Source organism: Streptomyces sudanensis, from assembly GCF_023614315.1.
GTDB classification, from domain to species: Bacteria; Actinomycetota; Actinomycetes; order Streptomycetales; family Streptomycetaceae; genus Streptomyces; species Streptomyces sudanensis.
Genome location: NZ_CP095474.1, coordinates 536,468 through 558,226, shown reverse-complemented (window position 1 = coordinate 558,226; position 21,759 = coordinate 536,468). Strand labels below are relative to the sequence as shown.

Sequence of the window (21,759 nt, the reverse complement as noted above, 5' to 3'; positions counted from 1 at the left end):
ACACATCNGANNNNGCCGACNNCCNNTNNTCTTCCTCCGTCCCGNCCCCNNGCACTACGACGTCGCCGCGGTCCTCCCGCCCGACGCGGCGCGGTGGGCGCTGCTGCGGCCCGCCGCGCACGACCGGGTGCTCGACGCGGCGCCGCTGCTGCGTCTGACCGAGGCGGGCGGCAACGGCCTGTTCACCGTCCAGTACGCGCACGCCCGGTCCCGCGCCCTGCTCCGCAACGCCGCCGACCTCGGTTTCACCGGCGCGTACGAGGAGGAGGTGGATGCCCCGGAGCTGCTCGCCGCGCTCGCCGACCACCCGTCCGTACTACTGGCCGCCGCCCGGCAGCACGCCCCGGACCGGCTGGCCCGGCATCTGGAGGTCGTCGCCGACGCGCTGCTCGGGTTCCAGCACACCGTGCTGCCCGTCGGTGAGGAGAAACCCTCGGCCGCCCACCGCTCCCGGCTCGCCCTCGCCGAAGCCGCCGGGACGGTGCTGGCCGGCGGCCTGTCCCTGCTCGGCGTCAGTGCCCCCGACCGCCTGTGACCGCTGTGAGAGAGACATGAGCCGTTCCGCACACCCCGCCGGGCCCCGCCACGCCGACGTCCTGCCCGAGGGCCACTACAGCGCGCCCCCCGCCGACCTCAACCACCTCGACCCGAAGATCTGGGCCCGCACAGTGCGGCGCGGCGACGACGGGGTCCTGACCGTGGGGGGCATCCCCGTCACGGCCCTCGCCGAGGAGTTCGGGACGCCCGCGTACGTCCTGGACGAGGCCGACTTCCGGGCCCGCTGCCGCGCCTGGGCGGACGCGTTCGGCGAGGAGGCCGACGTGTTCTACGCGGGCAAGGCGTTCCTCTCCCGCGCCGTGGTGCGGTGGCTGCACGAGGAGGGGCTCAACCTCGACGTGTGCTCCGGCGGCGAGCTCGCCACGGCGCTCTCCGCGGGGATGCCCGCCGAGCGCATCGCCTTCCACGGCAACAACAAGAGCCCGGAGGAGATCCGGCGGGCCGTCGAGGCGGGCGTCGGGCGGATCGTCCTGGACTCCTTCCAGGAGATGGTGCGCGTCGCCCACGCCGCCCAGGCCCTCGGCAGGCGGCAGCGCGTGCAGATCCGGGTGACGGTCGGGGTGGAGGCGCACACCCACGAGTTCATCGCCACCGCGCACGAGGACCAGAAGTTCGGCATCACGCTCGCCGGCGGCCAGGCCGCCGAGGCCGTGCGCCGCGCGCTGAAGCTCGACGGACTGGAACTGGTCGGCATCCACTCGCACATCGGGTCGCAGATCTTCGACATGGCGGGCTTCGAGGTCGCCGCCCGCCGCGTGGTCTCCCTCCTCGCCCAGGTGCGTGACGAGCACGGGATCGAGCTGCCGGAGATCGACCTCGGGGGCGGTCTGGGCATCGCGTACACGCCGGACGACGACCCGCGCGAGCCGCACGAGATCGCGGCGGCGCTGCGGGAGATCGTCGGCCGGGAGTGCGCGGCGGCCGGGCTGGCGGTGCCGCGGGTCTCCGTCGAGCCGGGCCGCGCCATCGCGGGCCCGACCGCGTTCACCGTGTACGAGGTCGGCACGATCAAGCCCCTGGAGGGGCTGCGCACGTACGTCTCCGTCGACGGCGGCATGTCGGACAACATCCGCACCGCGCTGTACGACGCCGGGTACAGCGTCGCGCTGGTCTCCCGCACCTCCGACGCCGAGCCGATGCTGTGCCGGGTCGTCGGCAAGCACTGCGAGAGCGGTGACATCATCGTGCGGGACGCGTTCCTGCCCGCCGACCTGGCGCCGGGCGACCTGATCGCGGTGCCCGCGACCGGCGCGTACTGCCGCTCCATGGCCAGCAACTACAACCACGTGCTCCGCCCGCCCGTCGTGGCCGTCGCGGACGGGGCGGCGCGGGTGATCGTCCGGCGCGAGACGGAGGAGGACCTCCTGCGCCTCGATGTCGGCTGATGGAACGGACATCTCACCCATCGGACGGGACGGGGGAAGTCCCATCCGGTGGGTGAGACTGGAAGGCCCGCGGGAGAACACGGCGGGACGGGACAGAAACGAGGTCGGATGATGCGTACGCGTCCGCTGAAGGTGGCGCTGCTGGGCTGTGGCGTGGTCGGCTCAGAGGTGGCGCGCATCATGACGACGCACGCCGACGACCTCGCCGCGCGCGTCGGCGCCCCGGTCGAGCTCGCCGGCGTGGCCGTCCGCCGGCCCTCCAAGGTCCGCGAGGGCATCGACCCGGCCCTGGTCACCACCGATGCCACGGCGCTGGTCAAACGCGGCGACATCGACGTGGTCGTCGAGGTCATCGGAGGGGTCGAGCCGGCCCGCACGCTGATCACCACCGCCTTCGAGCACGGCGCGTCCGTCGTCTCCGCCAACAAGGCGCTCCTCGCCCAGGACGGCGCCGCGCTGCACGCCGCCGCCGAGGAGCACGGCCGTGACCTGTACTACGAGGCCGCCGTCGCGGGCGCGATCCCGCTGATCAGGCCGCTGCGCGAGTCCCTCGCCGGCGACCGGGTCAACCGCGTCCTCGGCATCGTCAACGGCACCACGAACTTCATCCTCGACAGGATGGACACCTCCGGCGCCGGTTACGCGGAGGCGCTCGACGAGGCCACCGCCCTCGGGTACGCGGAGGCCGACCCGACCGCCGACGTGGAGGGCTTCGACGCCGCCGCGAAGGCGGCCATCCTCGCCGGCATCGCCTTCCACACGCGGGTGCGCCTCGACGACGTGTACCGCGAGGGGATGACCGAGGTCACCGCCGCCGACTTCGCCTCCGCCCAGCGCATCGGCTGCACCATCAAGCTGCTGGCCATCTGCGAGCGGGCCGCCGACGGCGGGTCCGTCACGGCCCGCGTGCATCCGGCGATGATCCCGCTGGGCCATCCGCTGGCCTCCGTGCGCGGCGCCTACAACGCCGTGTTCGTCGAGTCCGAGGCGGCCGGGCAACTGATGTTCTACGGCCCGGGCGCGGGCGGCGCGCCGACCGCGTCCGCCGTGCTCGGCGACCTCGTCGCCGTCTGCCGCAACCGCCTGGGCGGCGCGACGGGCCCCGGCGACTCCGCGTACGCCCGGCTGCCGGTGAGCCCCATGGGCGAGGTGGTGACGCGCTACCACATCAGCCTCGACGTGGCCGACAGGCCGGGCGTGCTCGCCCAGGTCGCGACGGTCTTCGCCGAGCACGGGGTGTCGATCGACACCGTCCGCCAGCAGGGCCGGGACGCCCACGGCGGCACCTCCGCCGAGGGCGGCGAGGCGAGCCTCGTCGTCGTCACCCACCGCGCGCCCGACGCCGCCCTCAGCGGGACCGTCGCGGCGCTGCGCAGCCTCGACACCGTGCACGGTGTCGCCAGCATCATGCGTGTCGAAGGGGAGTAGAGGACCCATGACCAGCAAGGGCACCCACCAGTGGCGCGGCGTCATCGAGGAGTACCGGGACCGCCTCCCGGTCCGGGACGACACGCCGGTCGTCACGCTCCGTGAGGGAGGTACGCCGCTCGTCCCCGCGCAGGTCCTCTCCGAGCGCACCGGCTGCGAGGTCCACCTGAAGGTCGAGGGCGCCAACCCCACCGGGTCGTTCAAGGACCGCGGCATGACCATGGCCATCACCCGGGCCAAGGAGGAGGGCGCCAAGGCGGTCATCTGCGCCTCCACCGGCAACACCTCGGCCTCCGCCGCCGCCTACGCGGTCCGCGCCGGCATGGTCTGCGCCGTCCTCGTCCCGCGCGGCAAGATCGCCCTGGGCAAGATGGGCCAGGCGCTCGTCCACGGCGCGACGATCCTCCAGGTCGACGGCAACTTCGACGACTGCCTGACGCTGGCCCGCGCGCTCTCCGACGACTACCCGGTGGTGCTCGTCAACTCGGTCAACCCGGTGCGCCTGGAGGGCCAGAAGACCGCCGCGTTCGAGATCGTCGACATGCTCGGCGACGCCCCCGACGTCCACGTGCTGCCCGTCGGCAACGCCGGCAACATCACCGCGTACTGGAAGGGGTACACCGAGTACGCGAAGGACGGCGTCGCCTCGCGCACCCCGCGCATGTGGGGCTTCCAGGCGTCCGGTTCTGCGCCGATCGTGCGCGGCGAGGTCGTCAAGGAGCCCTCGACGGTCGCCACCGCTATCCGCGTCGGCAACCCGGCCTCCTGGCGTCACGCGCTCGCCGCCCGCGACGAGTCCGGCGGCCTCATCGACGAGGTGACGGACCGTGAGATCCTGCGCGCCTACCGCCTGTTGGCCGCGCAGGAGGGCGTCTTCGTCGAGCCCGCGTCCGCCGCGTCCGTCGCCGGGCTGCTGAAGGCCGCCGAGCGCGGCGAGGTCGACCCGGGCCAGAGGATCGTCTGCACGGTCACCGGCAACGGCCTCAAGGACCCCGACTGGGCGGTCGCCGGAGCCCCGCAGCCGGTCACCGTCCCGGTCGACGCCGCCGCCGCGGCCCGGCGCCTCGGCCTGGTCTGACGCCCCGGCCGCCGCCGGTCCCGCGGGTCCGGCGGCGGCGCCGGCCGGGGTGCACGGACCGGCACGCGACACGCACCGTGCGCCTCCCGTGCGCCCTATGTCGCGGCGGAACCTTCCTTCGATACTCTGGGGGGAACCACCCCGCCGCATATGCCGCGGGCGACGACGCCGTCGGTGACCGCCGGAACGGCCCCGGGCNCCCGCACGTCCGACGCCGATCCCCCGAAGTCCCCGCCCGTCCCCATCCCGCAGGTCACCCCCGCAGGTCCAGAGCAAGGAGAGTCAACGAGCGATGGCCGGTCCCGCGTTCCGCGCCGCCGCCGTACGGGTGCGCGTCCCCGCCACCAGCGCCAACCTCGGCCCGGGCTTCGACGCCTTCGGCCTCGCGCTGGGGCTGTACGACGACGTCGTCGTCCGGGTCGCCGACGCCGGGCTGCACGTGGACATCGCCGGCGAGGGCGCCGACACGCTCCCGCGCGACGAGAGCCACCTCCTCGTACGCTCCCTGCGCACCGCGTTCGACCTGCTCGGCGGCCAGCCCCGCGGCCTGGAGGTGGTCTGCGCCAACCGCATCCCCCACGGCCGCGGCCTGGGCTCCTCCTCCGCCGCCATCTGCGCGGGGGTCGTCGCCGCCCGCGCCGTGACCATAGGCGGCGACCGGCTCGACGACGCCGCGCTGCTGGAGCTCGCCGCCGAGATCGAGGGCCACCCCGACAACGTCGCCGCCTGCCTGCTGGGGGGCTTCACCATCGCCTGGACCGAGGCCGCGGCGACCCGCGCCATCAGGATGGACCCCAAGGAGTCCATCGTTCCGGTGGTCTTCGTCCCCGCGAGCCCCGTGCTCACCGAGACGGCCCGCGGCCTGCTGCCCCGCACCGTCCCCCACGGGGACGCCGCCGCCAACGCCGGCCGCGCCGCGCTGCTCGTCGAGGCCCTCACCAGGCGCCCCGAGCTGCTGACGGCCGCCACCGAGGACCGCCTCCACCAGGAGTACCGGGCCTCCGCGATGCCGGAGAGCATCGCCCTTGTGAACCGGCTGCGGGCGGACGGCGTCCCCGCGGTCATCTCCGGCGCGGGCCCCACGGTGCTCGCGCTGGTCGAGGACGGCGCGGCGGACAAGGTCGCGCTGCTGGCGGGAGAGGGCTGGGCGGCCAACCGGCTGACCCTCGACGCCGCCGGCGCGAGCGTACTGCCGCTCGCGCCGTGACCCGCCGGAAGGCGCCCGCCGCGGGGCGGATCGCCGGATACGCGGATTGCCGGTGTGTGAGAGGGGGAATGTCTGTTGGAGCCGGTAGTGTTAATCTCAAGTCTGCACCCGACGTCTTTGTGGCGCGGTGCTGTGCGTCCCCGTCAGGGACCACCCTTCTTCCGGGAGCCCCCCAAACTGCCTGAGCAGCCTGCCTGAGCAGTTTCGAGCACGCTCCGGAACCGGCGCGCGTCCCCCCTCGCTCCTCCACCGGAGAGGGCCGACCAGGGGGTCTCGGGCCGGACGACGCACGTTATTTCTTCCGCCGCCGTATTCCGGCGGCACCACCGCCCCGGCACGGCTCCCACATCAGGGCCGAGGCCGGACAGCACAACCGGTCGCCGAGCCAGAAGGCCGACGTCCGCTCCAGGGAAGGACCCTTCGTGAGCGACACCACCGATCTGATGGGCGTGACTGCCGACAAGAGCGTCGACACCACCGCGCCCGCCGCAGGTGCTGCCACTGGCACCACCTCACGGCGCCGCCGCTCCGGCACCGGCCTCGAGGGCATGGTCCTGGCCGAGCTGCAGCAGGTCGCGTCCGGCCTCGGCATCAGGGGCACCGCGCGCATGCGCAAGAGCCAGCTGATCGAGGTCATCAAGGAAGCGCAGACCGGGGGCGCCCCCTCCGGGGGAGGCGCCGCGTCCGCGCCGAAGGGTGCCGAGTCCGGCACCGCCGACACCAGGCCCAAGCGCCGCGCCACCTCCCGCACCCGTACGGGCGAGGAGGCCGGGGACGCCGCGGAGACGCCCTCCGCCAGGGCGAACGGGGACGACACGGCCGCGCGCGGCGAGAAGACCGCCGCCCAGCAGCAGATCGAGATCCCCGGCCAGCCGTCGCCGAAGCTCGCCGCGGCGCCGGACCAGGGCGACGAGGCGGCCGGCGAGCGCCGCCGCCGCCGCGCCACCGCCGCGGTCGGCAGCCCCGCCGAGGCCGAGGGCCGCACCGAGGCCCGTACCGAGGTCCGCACGGAGACCCGCCCCGAGGGCGGCCAGGACGCCCGTACGGCCGAATCCGCCGCCGACACCGCCGAGGCGGGCCGCCGGGACCGCCGGGGCCGCGAGCGCGACCGCGGCGAGCGGGGCGACCGGGGCGAGCGCCAGCGGGACCGCCGCGACCGCGGCAAGGGCGACGACCAGCAGGGCGGCGGCCAGCGCCAGCAGCGCCAGGGCGCGCCGCAGGGCCAGCCCGGACCGCAGGACGACGACGACTTCGACGGCGGGCGCCGGGGCCGCCGCGGCCGCTACCGCGACCGCCGGGGCCGCCGCGGCCGCGAGGAGTTCGCCGGCGAGCCGCAGGTCTCCGACGACGACGTCCTGATCCCCGTCGCGGGCATCCTGGACATCCTCGACAACTACGCGTTCATCCGGACCTCGGGCTACCTGCCCGGCCCGAACGACGTGTACGTCTCGCTCGCCCAGGTCCGCAAGAACGGCCTGCGCAAGGGCGACCACGTCACGGGCGCGGTGCGCCAGCCGAAGGACGGCGAGCGCCGCGAGAAGTTCAACGCGCTGGTCCGCCTCGACTCGGCCAACGGCATGGCCGCGGACTCCGGCCGGGGCCGCCCCGAGTTCAACAAGCTGACCCCGCTCTACCCGCAGGACCGGCTCCGCCTGGAGACCGACCCGGGCGTGCTGACCACCCGGATCATCGACCTCGTGTCGCCGATCGGCAAGGGCCAGCGCGGCCTGATCGTGGCCCCGCCGAAGACCGGCAAGACCATGATCATGCAGGCGATCGCCAACGCGATCACCCACAACAACCCCGAGTGCCACCTGATGGTCGTCCTCGTCGACGAGCGTCCGGAGGAGGTCACCGACATGCAGCGGTCGGTGAAGGGCGAGGTCATCTCCTCGACCTTCGACCGCCCCGCCGAGGACCACACCACCGTCGCCGAGCTGGCCATCGAGCGCGCCAAGCGCCTCGTGGAGCTGGGTCACGACGTGGTCGTCCTGCTCGACTCGATCACCCGCCTGGGCCGCGCGTACAACCTCGCGGCGCCCGCCTCCGGCCGCATCCTGTCCGGTGGTGTCGACTCGACCGCGCTGTACCCGCCGAAGCGCTTCTTCGGCGCCGCGCGGAACATCGAGGACGGCGGCTCGCTGACCATCCTCGCCACCGCGCTGGTCGACACCGGCTCGCGCATGGACGAGGTGATCTTCGAGGAGTTCAAGGGCACCGGCAACATGGAGCTCAAGCTCGACCGGAAGCTCGCCGACAAGCGCATCTTCCCCGCGGTGGACGTCGACGCGTCCGGCACCCGCAAGGAGGAGATCCTCCTCGGCGGCGAGGAGCTCGCCATCGTCTGGAAGCTGCGCCGGGTGCTGCACGCGCTCGACCAGCAGCAGGCGATCGAGCTGCTGCTCGACAAGATGCGGCAGACCAAGTCGAACGCCGAGTTCCTGCTCCAGATCCAGAAGACGACGCCGTCCTCCGGCAACAACGACTGACGTCGTCCCCGTAGTACCGGACCGCCCCCGTCATCTCGGTGACCGGGGGCGGTCCCGCGTTGTAGGATCGGCGCGTCGTAGTGGGGGGGAACGTATTGACGAATACGCCCACTGAGTCGGCGGAGCCGTGCCCTGAAAGACCACCGGGCCGCTCCGCGTCGTCCTGTGGGCCGTGACGAACATTCGTCCCGCCCGATGCGTCCGGTGACTCGGCTCCTCCCTGCTCACATCCCGAGAGGAGTCCTGAGTGACATCTGCCCAGCGGAGGACGCGCACCGTCCTTCCCGCGGCCGCCGCCGCACTCGCCCTGAGCGGTGCGATGCTCGGCGCCGCGCCCGCCCAGGCCGCGGACACGCCCCCGGCCCCGGCCAAGCACCACGCGGCAAAGCCGCAGGCCCCGTCGAAGACCGAGCTGCTCGACCGCGTCGAGGGCTCGGTCGCCGACCTGGGCGACGGCGAGGCCGACACCCTTCCCGCGCAGGAGCGCGAGACCGGCGGGAACACGGGCTCCGGCACCAAGGAGTCGTACATCATCGGCGGCTCGCCGGCCGCCATCACCGAAGCGCCGTGGATGGTGCAGCTGCACTACTACGACGACAAGGGAACCGACGACGCGGCGGACGACGAGGGCTTCTTCTGCGGCGGCTCCCTGGTCGCCCCGAACAAGGTCCTGACCGCCGCGCACTGCGTGTACGGCCTGGACTGGGCGCAGTACGGCTCGGTCGTCGCCGGCACCGACCAGATACCGACCTCGAACGGGGCCGACCTCGACCTGCACGGCGGGCGCATCACGGGCGTGGACCGCCAGTGGATGAGCCCGACCTACAACAACGCCACGATCGCCGGTGGCGACGTCGCCGTCCTCACCCTGTACGACGCGATGCCGTACAAGACGCTCCAGACCACGCAGAGCGGCGACACGGCCTCCTACCGCGACGGCACGCAGGCCACCGTCTACGGCTGGGGCCGCACCAGCTCCACCTCCGACGAGGGCTCGCAGACGCTGAAGAAGGCCGTCGTCCCGATGCGGTCCGACGCCGCCTGCTCGTCGTACTACGGCGGCGACTTCGTCGCGGGCCAGATGGCCTGCGCGGGCAACCCCGCCACCGGCCAGGACGCCGGCACGGTCTCCCCGTGCAACGGCGACTCGGGCGGCCCGCTCGTGGTGAACGGCCGGATAGCCGGCGTCGTGTCGTGGGGCGTGCGGGACTGCGTCGAGCAGGGCGCGTACAGCGTCTACGCGAAGACCAGCACGTACGTCGGCCAGATCAACGCGCGGGTCAACGACACCGACCTCGACTTCGACGGCCGCGCGGACCTGTTCGCGCGCACCTCGGCCGGCGAGGCGTGGGAGTACTACTCGCGCGGCACCTCGCTCGGCGGCCGGGTCTCCCTCGGCGACTGGAGCGGCTACAACCTGGTCCGCCAGGCCGACCTCGACCGGGACGGCTTCCAGGACTACCTGTACCGCACCAACGCCGGCGTCCTGCAGTGGTTCCACTGGGACGGCCAGGGCGGCTTCGACGAGTACACCGTCGGCTCCGGCTGGGGCGCGATGAAGAACATCCTGGTCCCCGGCGACATGACCAGCGACGCGCTGCCCGACCTGCTCGCGCAGGACAAGAACGGCTACCTGTGGCTGTACCCGGGCCGCGGCAACGGCACCTTCGGCACCCGGGTCAGCGTCGGCTCCGGCTGGGGCGTCATGACCATCGCCGGCAAGGGCGACTACACCGGTGACGGCAAGGCCGACATGCTGGCCCGCGACACCTCGGGCCGCCTGTGGGTGTACCCGGGCCGCGGCACCGCCACGGCGACGTTCACCAACCGCGTCCTGGCCGGCACCAGCGGCTGGAACTTCACCGCGTACGCCGCCACCGGCGACGTCAACGGCGACGGCAAGGCCGACCTGCTGGCCCGCGACTCGGCCGGCGTGATGTGGCTCTACCAGGGCCGCAGCTCCTCGACGGCGCCGTTCGTCCCGCGCGTCAAGATCGGCTCCGGCTGGAACGCGTTCAACCTCTTCGGCTGAGCGCGAGCGGACCCGGTCCCCGTCCGCCCCGGTCCCGCGCGGGCCGGGGCGGACGGCCGCGGACCGGCCCGCGGAGGAACCGACGCCCGTGCCCGCCGTGCCCCGCGCGGCGGGCACGGGCGTTCCGCGTCCCCGCCGGCCCGTACAACCCTTTTTCCCGCTGCGCCGTCTGAAACGGTGCCGTCGAGGAACCCGGGAAGCACACGGGTCGAGGGGATCGGGGAGAGCATGGACGAGCAGGGCACGGGCGGCATACCCGCCGGACGGGGCCGCGGGGCGACCGCCGCCCGGCGCGGCCTGGCCGCGATCGCGTGGGCGGCCCTGGTCCTGGCCCTCCTCGGCGCGGGCGGCGCCGGATTCGCCTACCTGCGGCTCGACGCCAACATCGAGGGCGTCGACATCGACACCCGGCTCGGCGACGACCGCCCGGACGACGTCGACGACGGCTCCCTCGACATCCTCGTCCTCGGCTCCGACTCCCGCTCCGGCGCCAACGGCGCGTACGGCCGCGACAAGGGCACCGCCCGCTCCGACACGGCGATGGTCGTCCACCTCCACCAGGGCCGCCGGAAGGCCAGCGTCGTCTCCATCCCGCGCGACACGCTGATCACCCGCCCCGAGTGCACCCGCCGCGACGGCCGCGGCGAGCCCGCCGCGTACCGGGCGATGTTCAACACCGCCTACGAGGTGGGCGGCCCCGCCTGCGCCGTGAAGACCGTCGAGCGGATGTCGGGCATCCGCATGGACCACTACGTCGAGGTCGACTTCACCGGCTTCAAGAAGCTCGTCGACGAACTGGGCGGGGTCCGGGTGACCACCACCCGGCCCATCGAGGACGACGACAGCCACCTCACCCTCCCCGCCGGCACCCACACCCTCGACGGCGAGCAGGCCCTCGGCCTCGTCCGCACCCGCAAGGGCGTCGGCGACCAGAGCGACCTCGGCCGCATCCGGCTCCAGCAGGAGTTCCTCAGGGCCCTCGTCGACCAGGTCGAGCGCGTCGGCGTCCTCAGCGACCCGCGGAAGCTCTGGGGCCTCGCCGACACCGCCACCAAGGCGATCACCCCGGACTCCGGGCTGGACGGCGTCGGGGAACTCGCCGGCCTCGCCCGCGGCCTGTCCGGCCTCGGCTCCGACGACATCCACCTGGTCACGATGCCGGTCCGGTACGACCCGGCCGACCCCAACCGCGTCGTCCCCGTGGAGGACCGGGCCCAGCAGGTCTGGCAGGCGCTGCGCCAGGACCTGCCGGTACCGGCCTCCGCCGTCCGGGACGCCGCCGCGGCCGGGGGCGGGGACGTGATCCGGTGAAAACGGGGGAATAGCCGCGGCCCCACCCCGGTTTTGGGAGATACGGCCGGTCCTGGCAGACTGGTACGTCGGCCCCGGTTCACGCACCCGCATCCCGCGGAGGCGACCCGGAGCCCTCCCGAAACTAGGAGACACCTTGAAGCGCGACATCCACCCCGAGTACGTCGAGACCCAGGTCAGCTGCACCTGCGGCGCGTCGTTCACCACCCGCAGCACGATCGACGGCGGCGCCATCCGTGCCGAGGTCTGCTCCGAGTGCCACCCGTTCTACACGGGCAAGCAGAAGATCCTCGACACCGGTGGCCGCGTGGCCCGCTTCGAGGCCCGCTTCGGCAAGGCTGCCGGCTCCAAGAAGTAGCGAGCCGTACCGCCGGTCTCCGGCCGTCCCTCGGACGGCCGGGGCCGGCTTTTTGGTCGGGGGGGCCGGCTTCCCCGGCCCTCCCGTCGCCCGCAGCCCCTTGCCCACACCCCACTCCAGGAGCCCCCGATGTTCGAGGCGGTCGAGGAACTGGTCGGCGAGCACGCCGACCTCGAGAAGAAGCTCGCCGACCCTTCGGTCCACGCCGACCAGGCCAACGCGCGCAGGCTCAACAAGCGCTACGCCGAGCTGACCCCGATCGTCGCGGCGTACCGCTCCTGGAAGCAGACCGGCGAGGACATCGAGACCGCCCGCGAGTTCGCCGCCGCCGACCCGGACTTCGCCGCCGAGGCCAAGGAGCTGGAGAAGCGCCGCGAGGAACTCACCGACAGGCTGCGGCTGCTGCTCGTCCCGCGCGACCCCAGCGACGACAAGGACGTCATCCTGGAGATCAAGGCGGGCGCGGGCGGCGACGAGTCCGCCCTCTTCGCCGGCGACCTCCTGCGGATGTACCTGCGGTACGCCGAGCGCGTCGGCTGGAAGACCGAGATCATCGACGCCACCGAGTCCGAGCTGGGCGGCTACAAGGACGTCCAGGTCGCCGTGAAGACCAAGGGCGGCAACGGCGCGACCGAGCCCGGCCAGGGCGTCTGGGCGCGGTTGAAGTACGAGGGCGGGGTGCACCGCGTGCAGCGCGTGCCCGCCACCGAGTCGCAGGGCCGCATCCACACCTCCGCCGCGGGCGTCCTGGTCACGCCCGAGGCCGAGGAGGTCGAGGTCGAGATCAACCCCAACGACCTGCGGATCGACGTCTACCGGTCCTCCGGGCCCGGCGGCCAGTCCGTCAACACCACCGACTCCGCCGTCCGCATCACCCACCTGCCGACCGGTGTCGTCGCCTCCTGCCAGAACGAGAAGAGCCAGCTCCAGAACAAGGAGCAGGCCATGCGCATCCTCCGCTCCCGGCTCCTCGCCGCGGCGCAGGAGGAGGCCGAGCGCAACGCCGCGGACGCCCGCCGCAGCCAGGTCCGCACGGTCGACCGGTCGGAGAAGATCCGCACGTACAACTACCCCGAGAACCGCATCTCGGACCACCGCGTCGGCTTCAAGGCCTACAACCTGGACCAGGTGCTCGACGGGGACCTGGACGCCGTGATCCAGGCGTGCGTCGACGCCGACGCGGCCGCGAAGCTCTCCGCCGCGTGAGCCCCTTCCCGTAACCCCGCCCGTACGACCCAGCAGCCCGGAGGACCAGCGTGCAGCAGAATTTCGGGGGGAGGACCCCGAGCCCCCGCAGCCTGCTGCTGGCGGAGGTCGCCCAGGCCACCCAGCGCCTGGCCGACGCCGGCGTGCCGTCGCCGCGCTTCGACGCGGAAGAGCTCGCCGCGTTCGTCCACGGCGTCAAGCGCGGCGAGCTCCACAACGTCAAGGACGCCGACTTCGACGCCCGCTACTGGGAGGCCGTGGCACGCCGCGAGGCCCGCGAGCCGCTCCAGCACATCACCGGCCGGGCGTTCTTCCGCTACCTGGAGCTCCGGGTGGGCCCCGGCGTCTTCGTGCCGCGCCCGGAGACGGAGTCGGTCGTCGGATGGGCGATAGACGCCGTACGCGCCATGGACGTCGTCGAACCGCTCGTCGTCGACCTGTGCTCCGGCTCCGGCGCGATCGCCCTCGCCATCGCCCAGGAGGTGCCGCGCTCCCGCGTGCACGCCGTGGAGCTGTCCGAGGACGCCCTGGTGTGGACCCGGCGCAACGCCGAGGGGAGCAGGGTCGCCGTCCACCACGGCGACGCCCTGACGGCCCTGCCGGAGCTGGACGGCCAGGTCGACCTGGTCATCTCCAACCCGCCGTACATCCCGCTCACCGAGTGGGAGTACGTGGCGCCCGAGGCGCGCGACCACGACCCCGACATGGCGCTGTTCTCCGGTGAGGACGGCCTGGACGTGATTCGCGGCATCGAGCGCACCGCGCACCGCCTGCTCCGCCCCGGCGGCCTCGTCGTCGTCGAGCACGCCGACACGCAGGGCGGCCAGGTGCCGTGGATCTTCAACGAGGAGGCCGGCTGGACGGACGCCGCCGACCACCCCGACCTGAACAACCGCCCCCGCTTCGCGACGGCCCGCAAGGCGACGCCATGACGCCGGCGCCGGCGGCGGGACCCACCACGTGCGGCGCCCGCATGCGCGGGTGGGAGCACCCCCGGACGCCGTCCGGGAGCGTGCGCGGGGCGCGGAGGACGGCCGGCCGGGCGCGGTCGGCCGTCGACGGGGCCCCGAGCGCCCCGGAGGTGAACCGAGTGACCGAAATTGGGAGGGCCCCCTGATGGCACGGCGATACGACTGCAACGACGCGACCGACCGTTCGACGGGCCTGCGCGAGGCCGCGTCCGCCGTCCGCCGCGGCGAGCTCGTCGTGCTGCCGACGGACACCGTCTACGGCATCGGCGCGGACGCCTTCAGCCCGGAGGCCGTGGCCGACCTGCTGGACGCCAAGGGCCGGGGCCGCAACATGCCCACGCCCGTCCTCATCGGCTCGCCGAACACCCTGCACGGCCTGGTCACCGACTTCTCCGAGCAGGCGTGGGAGCTCGTCGACGCGTTCTGGCCGGGCGCCCTCACCCTCGTCGCCCGGCACCAGCCGTCCCTCCAGTGGGACCTGGGCGACACCCGCGGCACCGTCGCGATCCGCATGCCGCTGCACCCCGTGGCGATCGAACTGCTCACCGACGTCGGCCCGATGGCGGTGTCCTCCGCCAACCTCACGGGGCACCCGGCGCCCGAGGACTGCGACGCCGCGCAGGGCATGCTCGGCGACTCCGTGTCGGTGTACCTGGACGGCGGCCCGACGCCGGGCATCGTGCCGTCGTCGATCGTCGACGTCACGCGGGACGTGCCGGTGCTGCTGCGGGCGGGCGCGCTCTCCGCGGACGAGCTGCGCAAGGTCGTACCCGACCTCGAGGTGGCCAGTTGACCCCCCCTGAGGGGCGCGGCATAGGCACGGCGAGCACGTTCCGCATCCTCCACGTCAGCACCGGCAACGTCTGCCGCTCGCCGATCACCGAGCGGCTGACCCGCCACGCCCTGCGCGACCGCGTGGGCGACCCGGCGGGGTGCGGCCTGATCGTGGAGAGCGCCGGCACGTGGGGGCACGAGGGCGCGCCGATGGAGGCGAACGCCGAGGCGGTCCTCGCGGACTTCGGCGCGGACGCGAGCGGGTTCGTCGGCCGGGAACTGATCGACGAGCACGTCATCCGCGCCGACCTGGTGCTCACGGCCACCCGTGACCACCGGGCCCAGGTCATCTCGATGGGCCACAGCGCGGGCCTGCGGACCTTCACCCTGAAGGAGTTCACCCGGCTCGTACGGGCGATAGACCCCGCGACGCTGCCCGATCCGCGGGCCGAGGGCGTGGTGGCCCGGGCGCACGCGCTGGTGCGGGCCGCCGCGGCGCTGCGCGGCTGGCTGCTGGCGCCGAGCGCGGAGGCCGACGAGGTGAACGACCCGTACGGCGCGCCCCTCACGTTCTTCCGCTCGGTGGGCGACGAGATCGACCGGGCCCTGGAGCCGGTGGTGACCGCCCTGACCGGGGTCCCCGNGCGCCGCCGGGCCGCCGGGCCGCCGGGCCGCNGAGCCGCCNGNNGGGCGGGCNGCGNGGCCCGGGCCTACAGTGGAAGTGCCGGGGGGCCGCCCACGTCCGGAGCGCCTGGAGCCACTGATGCCGCTCACCGCTGGAGCCGGGAGGACGCTGGACGGCGCCTACGGACCGGACGCCGACGCGCTGCGCCGGCAGGACCCCGAGATCGCCGACGTACTGGCCGGGGAGGCGCGGCGGCAGGAGGACGGCCTCCAGCTGATCGCCGCGGAGAACTTCACGTCGCCCGCCGTCCTCGCCGCGCTCGGCTCGCGCCTCGCCAACAAGTACGCCGAGGGCTACCCCGGCCGCCGCCACCACGGCGGCTGCGAGTACGCGGACGCCGCCGAGCGGCTCGCCGTGGAACGGGCGTGCGCCCTGTTCGGCGCCGAGCACGCGAACGTGCAGGCCCACTCGGGCTCCTCCGCCGTACTGGCGGCGTACGCGGCGCTGCTGCGCCCCGGGGACACCGTCCTCGCGATGGACCTCGCCCACGGCGGCCACCTCACCCACGGGTCGCCGGCGAACTTCTCCGGCCGCTGGTTCGACTTCGTCCCCTACGGCGTCGACGCGGAGAGCGGGCTCGTCGACCACCGCCAGGTGCGCGTCCTGGCCCGCCGGCACCGGCCCAAGGCGATCGTGTGCGGTTCGGTCTCCTACCCCCGCCACCCGGACCACGCCGAGTTCCGCGACATCGCCGACGAGGTCGGGGCGGCCCTGATCGTCGACGCGGCCCACCCCGCCGGGCTGGTCGCCGGGGGAGCGGCGCCCAACCCCGTCCCGTACGCGGACGTGGTGTGCGCGACGACGCACAAGGTGCTGCGCGGGCCGCGCGGCGGCCTGCTGCTGTGCGGGGCGGACCTCGCGGAGCGGATCGACCGGGCGGTGTTCCCGTTCACCCAGGGCGGCCCCCAGATGCACACCGTCGCCGCCAAGGCCGTCGCCTTCGGGGAGGCCGCGACCCCGGCGTTCCGCGCGTACGCCCACCGGGTCGTCGCCAACGCGCGCCTCCTGGCCGCGCTCCTGGGCGGACTGGGCCTCGCGGTGACGACCGGCGGCACCGACACCCACCTGATCACCGCCGACCCGGCCCCGCTCGGCGTCGACGGCCGCACCGCCCGGGCCCGCCTGGCGGCGGCCGGCCTGGTCGTGGACACCTGCGCCCTGCCCCACGAGGACGGGCGCGGCATCCGCCTGGGAACGGCCGCGGTGACCACCCAGGGCATGGGCGCGGCGGAGATGGAGCAGGTCGCGCGGTTGTTCGCGGAGGCGCTCCGCGAGGGCGCCGACACGGGCGCCGTACGCGCGCGGACCCGGGAACTGGCGGGGCGATTCCTCCCGTATCGGGGGTAGAAGGGGCCGTGGACGCAACCGCGCGCCGCCCTCGGGGCGTCTCCACCACGATGGCGGCGCGACTAGGGTGTGGGGCTGAGATGGCCAGCGATTCCTGTGGGGCAGCCCGTGCGTGACTACCTGCTGACGCTCTGCATCACGGCCGCGGTGACCTACCTGCTCACCGGACCGGTGCGGAAGTTCGCGATCGCGGCGGGCGCGATGCCCGAGATCCGCGCGCGCGACGTGCACCGAGAACCCACGCCGCGCCTCGGCGGCATCGCCATGTTCTTCGGGCTCTGCGCGGGCCTGCTCGTCGCGGACCACCTGGACCGCCTGAACAGCGTCTTCGCGCTCTCCAACGAGCCGCGCGCGCTGCTCTCCGGCGCCGCCCTGATCTGGCTGGTGGGCGTCCTCGACGACAAGTTCGAGATCGACGCGCTGATCAAGCTCGGGGCGCAGATGATCGCCGCCGGCGTCATGGTCATGCAGGGCCTGACGATCCTGTGGCTGCCGATCCCCGGCGTCGGCACGGTCGGCCTCACCCAGTGGCAGGGCACGCTCCTGACGGTCGCGCTGGTCGTCCTCACCATCAACGCGGTGAACTTCGTCGACGGCCTCGACGGCCTCGCCGCGGGCATGGTGTGCCTCGCCGCCTCCGCGTTCTTCCTGTACGCGTACCGGATCTGGTTCGGCTACGGCATCGAGGCCGCCGCGCCGGCGACGCTGTTCGCCGCCGTGCTGATGGGCATGTGCCTGGGCTTCCTGCCGCACAACATGCACCCGGCGCGGATCTTCATGGGCGACTCGGGCTCGATGCTGATCGGGCTGGTGCTGGCCGCGTCGGCGATCTCCATCACGGGCCAGGTGGACCCGGACGCGCTGAAGCTCTTCGAGGGCTCGACCCGCGAGGCGACGCACGCCGCGCTGCCCGTCTTCATGCCGCTGCTGCTGCCGCTGACGATCATCGCGATCCCGATGGCGGACCTCTTCCTGGCCATCGTGCGGCGCACCTGGAACGGCCAGTCGCCGTTCGCCGCCGACCGCGGGCACCTGCACCACCGGCTGCTGGAGATCGGCCACTCGCACAGCCGCGCCGTGTGGATCATGTACTTCTGGTCGTCGCTGATCGCGTTCGGCACGCTGATGTACTCCGTCCACTCCGCGTCCATGTGGATCATCCTGCCGATCGTGGCGCTGAGCGCGGTGGGCCTGGTGCTGCTGCTCCTGCCCCGCTTCCAGCCGCGTGCCCCGCGCTGGGCCGAGTCGTTCGTGCCGCCCCGCTACCGGCGCCGCAGGACCGCCTCCCAAGGCGGGCAGGGGACCGCGGCGGACACGCAGGACCCGCAGGACGACGCCGGTGCGGACGCGGCGCCCGGGGGCGACGACGCGGACCGGCGCCCGCCCGTTCCGGCGGGCGTCAACGGCGCGACCGCGATCGGCGCCCGCTCGCACCTTCCCGAACGGCGGAAGGCCGGAACGCCGAGTTGACGAAGGCGTCGCGCGCGGTATTACCAGAAACCTCCTGGTTTGTCGCGCGCACACGTGCAACATCACTCTCATGCGTGAGGGTTGGCACACCTTCGGGTAAAGACCTCGCCAAATAGTTTGTGATACGGTTCACGAGACCCGGAGACAGTGCCGGAGGGCCGCAGTGCGACGGCCCACCGGCGTCGAGACCTGACTCGGACCGGGCCTACGCTCGTCCATGACGACACCACGCCCCCACCAGCAAGCGGAGATGCCGCCATGCCGTCCAACGACGCCCGCACCCTCCTGCACGCCGCCGTGCCCACGCTCGCCACCGGTGCCGTCGGCGCCGTGGTCGGAGGCGTGGTGGCCGGCGGCGAGGGAGCCGTCGGGGCCGTGCTGGGCACGGTGCTGGTGGTGGTCTTCATGGGGCTGGGGATGTTCGTCCTGCAGCGGACGGCGAAGTCCCTGCCGCACCTGTTCCAGGCCATGGGCCTGATGCTCTACACCACGCAGATGCTGCTGCTCTTCGTCGTCATGACGCTGCTGAAGGACACCACCCTGTTCGACTTCAAGGCCTTCGGCTTCACGCTGCTCGCCGCGACGATCGTCTGGGTCGCCGCGCAGGCGCGCCACTACATGAAGGCCAAGATCCTCTACGTCGACCCCGCGTCGGACAACGGCGGCCGAACTGCGAAGACGGGGTCCGCGACGTGAGTGGTAGGGCCGGGATAAAGGGCCGTTCGAGATGCTGCTATCGTCCGGTGCCATATGCGGCACTGCGGGCGCGGACATCCGAGCCGACGCCTGTCCCAGCGCGACGCTCGACGCCTAACCGCCGCCCCCTTATCCGTAAGACCAGTCCAGTGCCGAACCGCGGCCGCGTGCCGCGCCGACACAACGAGGTTGCCGTACCTATGCGCCACGCTGAAGGAGCCCGCGGTGAGTGCTGACCAGACGCTTGCCTTCGACCCGGATTGCCACATCTTCACCGGATGTGGCTTCCCGGCGCCGGGCCTGCACACCTTCCTGTACGAGCCCATCGCCGTGGTCGGCGGCTTCGAGTTCACCAAGCCGATGCTGCTGGCGCTGCTGGGCTCGATCGTGATCGTCGCTTTCTTCTGGGCCGCCTTCGCCAAGCCGAAGCTGGTGCCCGGCAAGGTGCAGATGATCGGTGAGGCCGGGTACGACTTCGTCCGCCGCGGCATCGTCTACGAGATCATCGGCAAGAAGGACGGCGAGAAGTACGTGCCGTTCATGGTCTCGCTGTTCTTCTTCGTGTGGATCATGAACCTCTGGTCCATCATCCCGCTCGCGCAGTTCCCGGTGACCTCCCTGATCGCCTTCCCGGCCGGTCTCGCCGCGATCGTCTACGTGACCTGGGTCGGCCTGACCTTCAAGAAGCACGGCTTCGTCGGCGGCTGGAAGAACATCCTCGGCTACGACAAGTCCCTCGGCGCGATCCTGCCGCTGATCATGCTGCTCGAGTTCTTCTCGAACCTGATCATCCGGCCGTTCACCCACGCGGTGCGACTCTTCGCGAACATGTTCGCCGGCCACCTGCTGATCGTCATGTTCTCCCTGGCGACCTGGTACCTGATGAACGGCCTCGGCTTCGTCTACGCCGGCGCCTCGTTCGTCATGGTCGTCATCATGACGGCCTTCGAGCTCTTCATCCAGGCGGTCCAGGCGTACGTCTTCGTACTCCTGGCCAGCAGCTACGTCCAGGGCGCGCTCTCCGAGCACCACTGAGCGGGCCCCGGCCCAGCCCATCCCCACCCACAGACGTCCGGTGGCCANCCCCCACCGGGTCCTTGAAAGAGAAGGAAGAACCGGCATGTCCGCTCTCGAGACTCTCGCCGCTGTCAACGGAAACGTCGCGTCCATCGGCTACGGCCTGGCCGCCATCGGCCCCGGCGTCGGCGTCGGCATCATCTTCGGTAACGGCACCCAGGCCCTGGCCCGCCAGCCCGAGGCGGCCGGTCTGATCCGTACCAACCAGATCATGGGTTTCGCCTTCTGTGAGGCGCTCGCCCTCATCGGCATCGTCATGGGCTTCGTCTACAAGTAAGCCGGACCGACAGCCCAGACCCCTTTCACGGAAGGCACTGATGTGAACGCTCTGTTCCTTGCAGCAGCGGAGGAGCCTCAGAACCCTCTTCTGCCGCATCTCGACGAGCTCGTCATCGGCCTGATCGCCTTCGCCATCGTCTTCGGCTTCCTCGCCAAGAAGCTCCTCCCGAACATCAACCGGGTTCTGGAAGAGCGCCGCGAGGCCATCGAGGGCGGGATCGAGAAGGCCGAGTCGGCCCAGATCGAGGCCCAGAGTGTGCTTGAGCAGTACAAGGCTCAGCTCGCCGAGGCCCGCCACGAGGCCGCGCGTCTGCGCCAGGAGGCACAGGAGCAGGGCGCTGCGATCATCGCCGAGATGAAGGCGGAAGGCCAGCGTCAGCGCGAGGAGATCGTCGCCGCCGGCCACGCGCAGATCGAGGCCGACCGCAAGGCGGCCGCCTCCGCTCTGCGTCAGGACGTCGGCAAGCTCGCCACCGACCTGGCCGGCAGGCTGGTCGGCGAGTCCCTCGAGGACGTCGCCCGCCAGAGCCGCACCATCGACCGCTTCCTCGACGAGCTCGAGGAGAAGGCCGAGGCCGCCCGATGAACGGAGCGAGCCGCGAGGCACTGGCTGCCGCGCGTGAGCGTCTCGACGCGCTGACCGACAACACGTCGGTCGACGCCGGGAGGCTCGCCGAGGAGCTGGCCGCCGTCACCGCGCTGCTCGACCGCGAGGTGTCGCTGCGTCGGGTCCTCACCGACCCGGCGCAGGCCGCGGAGGCCAAGGCCGACCTGGCCGTGCGACTGCTGAGCGGTCAGGTGGGCGGCGAGACCGTCGACCTGGTCTCCGGCATGGTCCGTTCCCGCTGGTCCCAGTCGCGCGACCTGGTCGACGCGGTCGAGACGCTGGCGGACGTCGCGGACCTCACCGCGGCCCAGAAGGCCGGCGCCCTCGACGACGTCGAGGACGAGCTGTTCCGGTTCGGCCGGATCGCGACCTCCAGCCCCGAGCTGCGGGCCGCGCTGTCCGACCGGGCCGCCACGGCCGCCGCCAAGGGCGCGCTGCTGCGCCGCCTCCTCGGCGGCCGGGTCGGCGCGGCGACCGAGCGGCTGATCGTCCGCCTGGTCACCCAGCCGCGAGGACGTAGCCTGGAGGGGGGACTCGAGTCCCTGTCCAAGCTCGCCGCCTCGCGCCGGGACCGGATGGTCGCGGTCGTCACCTCGGCGGTACCGCTCACCGACCGGCAGAAGGAGCGCCTCGGCGCGGTGCTGGCGAAGATGTACGGCCGGCGGATGCACCTGAACCTCGACGTGGACCCCGCGGTCCTCGGCGGGATCTCGGTGCGGATCGGTGACGAGGTCGTCAACGGCACGATCGCCACCCGCCTCGAAGAGGCGTCGCGGCGACTGGCCGGCTGACCCGCAGACC

Annotated in this window: 19 protein-coding genes and 1 pseudogene; all 20 read left to right on the top strand. The window is 72.9% G+C overall.

What is annotated here, in order from left to right; translation table 11 throughout:
* Positions 1-51: 51 nt before the first annotated feature.
* On the top strand, positions 52-535 hold a 484-nt coding region (locus MW084_RS02375; RefSeq protein WP_275563447.1), incomplete at its 5' end, for a DALR anticodon-binding domain-containing protein.
* Between the two features lie 16 nt (positions 536-551).
* Positions 552-1,943, top strand: a complete 1,392-nt coding sequence (gene lysA / locus MW084_RS02370; protein ID WP_010468703.1) for a diaminopimelate decarboxylase — start codon at positions 552-554, stop codon at positions 1,941-1,943.
* Positions 1,944-2,051: 108 nt separating this feature from the next.
* Positions 2,052-3,371 (top strand): homoserine dehydrogenase, encoded by a 1,320-nt coding sequence (locus MW084_RS02365; RefSeq protein ID WP_029553301.1) that lies wholly within the window; start codon positions 2,052-2,054, stop codon positions 3,369-3,371.
* Positions 3,372-3,378: 7 nt separating this feature from the next.
* The gene (thrC, locus tag MW084_RS02360; RefSeq protein ID WP_010468708.1) at positions 3,379-4,449 is read left to right on the top strand and encodes a threonine synthase; all 1,071 of its coding nucleotides are present in this window, start codon (positions 3,379-3,381) and stop codon (positions 4,447-4,449) included.
* Positions 4,450-4,741: 292 nt separating this feature from the next.
* Positions 4,742-5,656, top strand: coding sequence for a homoserine kinase (gene thrB, locus MW084_RS02355; protein ID WP_010468710.1), 915 nt, complete (start codon positions 4,742-4,744; stop codon positions 5,654-5,656).
* Between the two features lie 422 nt (positions 5,657-6,078).
* Entirely contained in the window at positions 6,079-8,145 is a 2,067-nt protein-coding gene (rho, locus tag MW084_RS02350; protein WP_275563446.1) for a transcription termination factor Rho, read from the top strand.
* 319 nt (positions 8,146-8,464) lie between these two features.
* Positions 8,465-10,177 carry a trypsin-like serine protease gene (locus MW084_RS02345; protein ID WP_010474368.1) on the top strand — a complete coding sequence of 571 codons (1,713 nt, stop codon included), beginning with the start codon at positions 8,465-8,467 and terminating at the stop codon, positions 10,175-10,177.
* A gap of 228 nt (positions 10,178-10,405) precedes the next feature.
* Positions 10,406-11,488: an LCP family protein gene (locus MW084_RS02340; protein WP_010474370.1), complete on the top strand. Its 1,083-nt coding sequence runs from the start codon at positions 10,406-10,408 to the stop codon at positions 11,486-11,488.
* A gap of 136 nt (positions 11,489-11,624) precedes the next feature.
* Positions 11,625-11,846: a 50S ribosomal protein L31 gene (gene rpmE / locus MW084_RS02335; protein WP_010474371.1), complete on the top strand. Its 222-nt coding sequence runs from the start codon at positions 11,625-11,627 to the stop codon at positions 11,844-11,846.
* Between the two features lie 129 nt (positions 11,847-11,975).
* Entirely contained in the window at positions 11,976-13,052 is a 1,077-nt protein-coding gene (prfA, locus tag MW084_RS02330) for a peptide chain release factor 1 (protein ID WP_010474373.1), read from the top strand.
* Between the two features lie 50 nt (positions 13,053-13,102).
* Positions 13,103-13,984, top strand: a complete 882-nt coding sequence (prmC, locus tag MW084_RS02325; protein ID WP_010474374.1) for a peptide chain release factor N(5)-glutamine methyltransferase — start codon at positions 13,103-13,105, stop codon at positions 13,982-13,984.
* A gap of 184 nt (positions 13,985-14,168) precedes the next feature.
* Entirely contained in the window at positions 14,169-14,816 is a 648-nt protein-coding gene (locus MW084_RS02320) for an L-threonylcarbamoyladenylate synthase (RefSeq protein ID WP_010474375.1), read from the top strand.
* Positions 14,813-15,440, top strand: a pseudogene (locus MW084_RS02315) (arsenate reductase/protein-tyrosine-phosphatase family protein); the annotation flags it as partial. The gene MW084_RS02320 and the pseudogene MW084_RS02315, both read left to right, overlap by 4 nt.
* A 120-nt stretch (positions 15,441-15,560) precedes the next feature.
* On the top strand, positions 15,561-16,829 hold the full coding sequence (locus tag MW084_RS02310; protein ID WP_010474377.1) for a serine hydroxymethyltransferase: 1,269 nt from the start codon (positions 15,561-15,563) through the stop codon (positions 16,827-16,829).
* Positions 16,830-16,937: 108 nt separating this feature from the next.
* On the top strand, positions 16,938-18,299 hold the full coding sequence (locus tag MW084_RS02305) for an MraY family glycosyltransferase (RefSeq protein WP_029553792.1): 1,362 nt from the start codon (positions 16,938-16,940) through the stop codon (positions 18,297-18,299).
* A gap of 258 nt (positions 18,300-18,557) precedes the next feature.
* On the top strand, positions 18,558-18,995 hold the full coding sequence (locus MW084_RS02300; RefSeq protein WP_010474379.1) for a Cg1360 family ATP-synthase-associated protein: 438 nt from the start codon (positions 18,558-18,560) through the stop codon (positions 18,993-18,995).
* 225 nt (positions 18,996-19,220) lie between these two features.
* The gene (gene atpB / locus MW084_RS02295; RefSeq protein ID WP_010474380.1) at positions 19,221-20,030 is read left to right on the top strand and encodes a F0F1 ATP synthase subunit A; all 810 of its coding nucleotides are present in this window, start codon (positions 19,221-19,223) and stop codon (positions 20,028-20,030) included.
* A gap of 85 nt (positions 20,031-20,115) precedes the next feature.
* Positions 20,116-20,349 (top strand): ATP synthase F0 subunit C, encoded by a 234-nt coding sequence (atpE, locus tag MW084_RS02290; RefSeq protein WP_010474382.1) that lies wholly within the window; start codon positions 20,116-20,118, stop codon positions 20,347-20,349.
* A 42-nt stretch (positions 20,350-20,391) separates the two neighbouring features.
* The gene (locus MW084_RS02285; RefSeq protein ID WP_010474383.1) at positions 20,392-20,937 is read left to right on the top strand and encodes a F0F1 ATP synthase subunit B; all 546 of its coding nucleotides are present in this window, start codon (positions 20,392-20,394) and stop codon (positions 20,935-20,937) included.
* Positions 20,934-21,749, top strand: coding sequence for a F0F1 ATP synthase subunit delta (locus MW084_RS02280; RefSeq protein ID WP_010474384.1), 816 nt, complete (start codon positions 20,934-20,936; stop codon positions 21,747-21,749). Before MW084_RS02285 ends, MW084_RS02280 begins: the two co-directional genes overlap by 4 nt.
* Positions 21,750-21,759 lie beyond the last annotated feature (10 nt).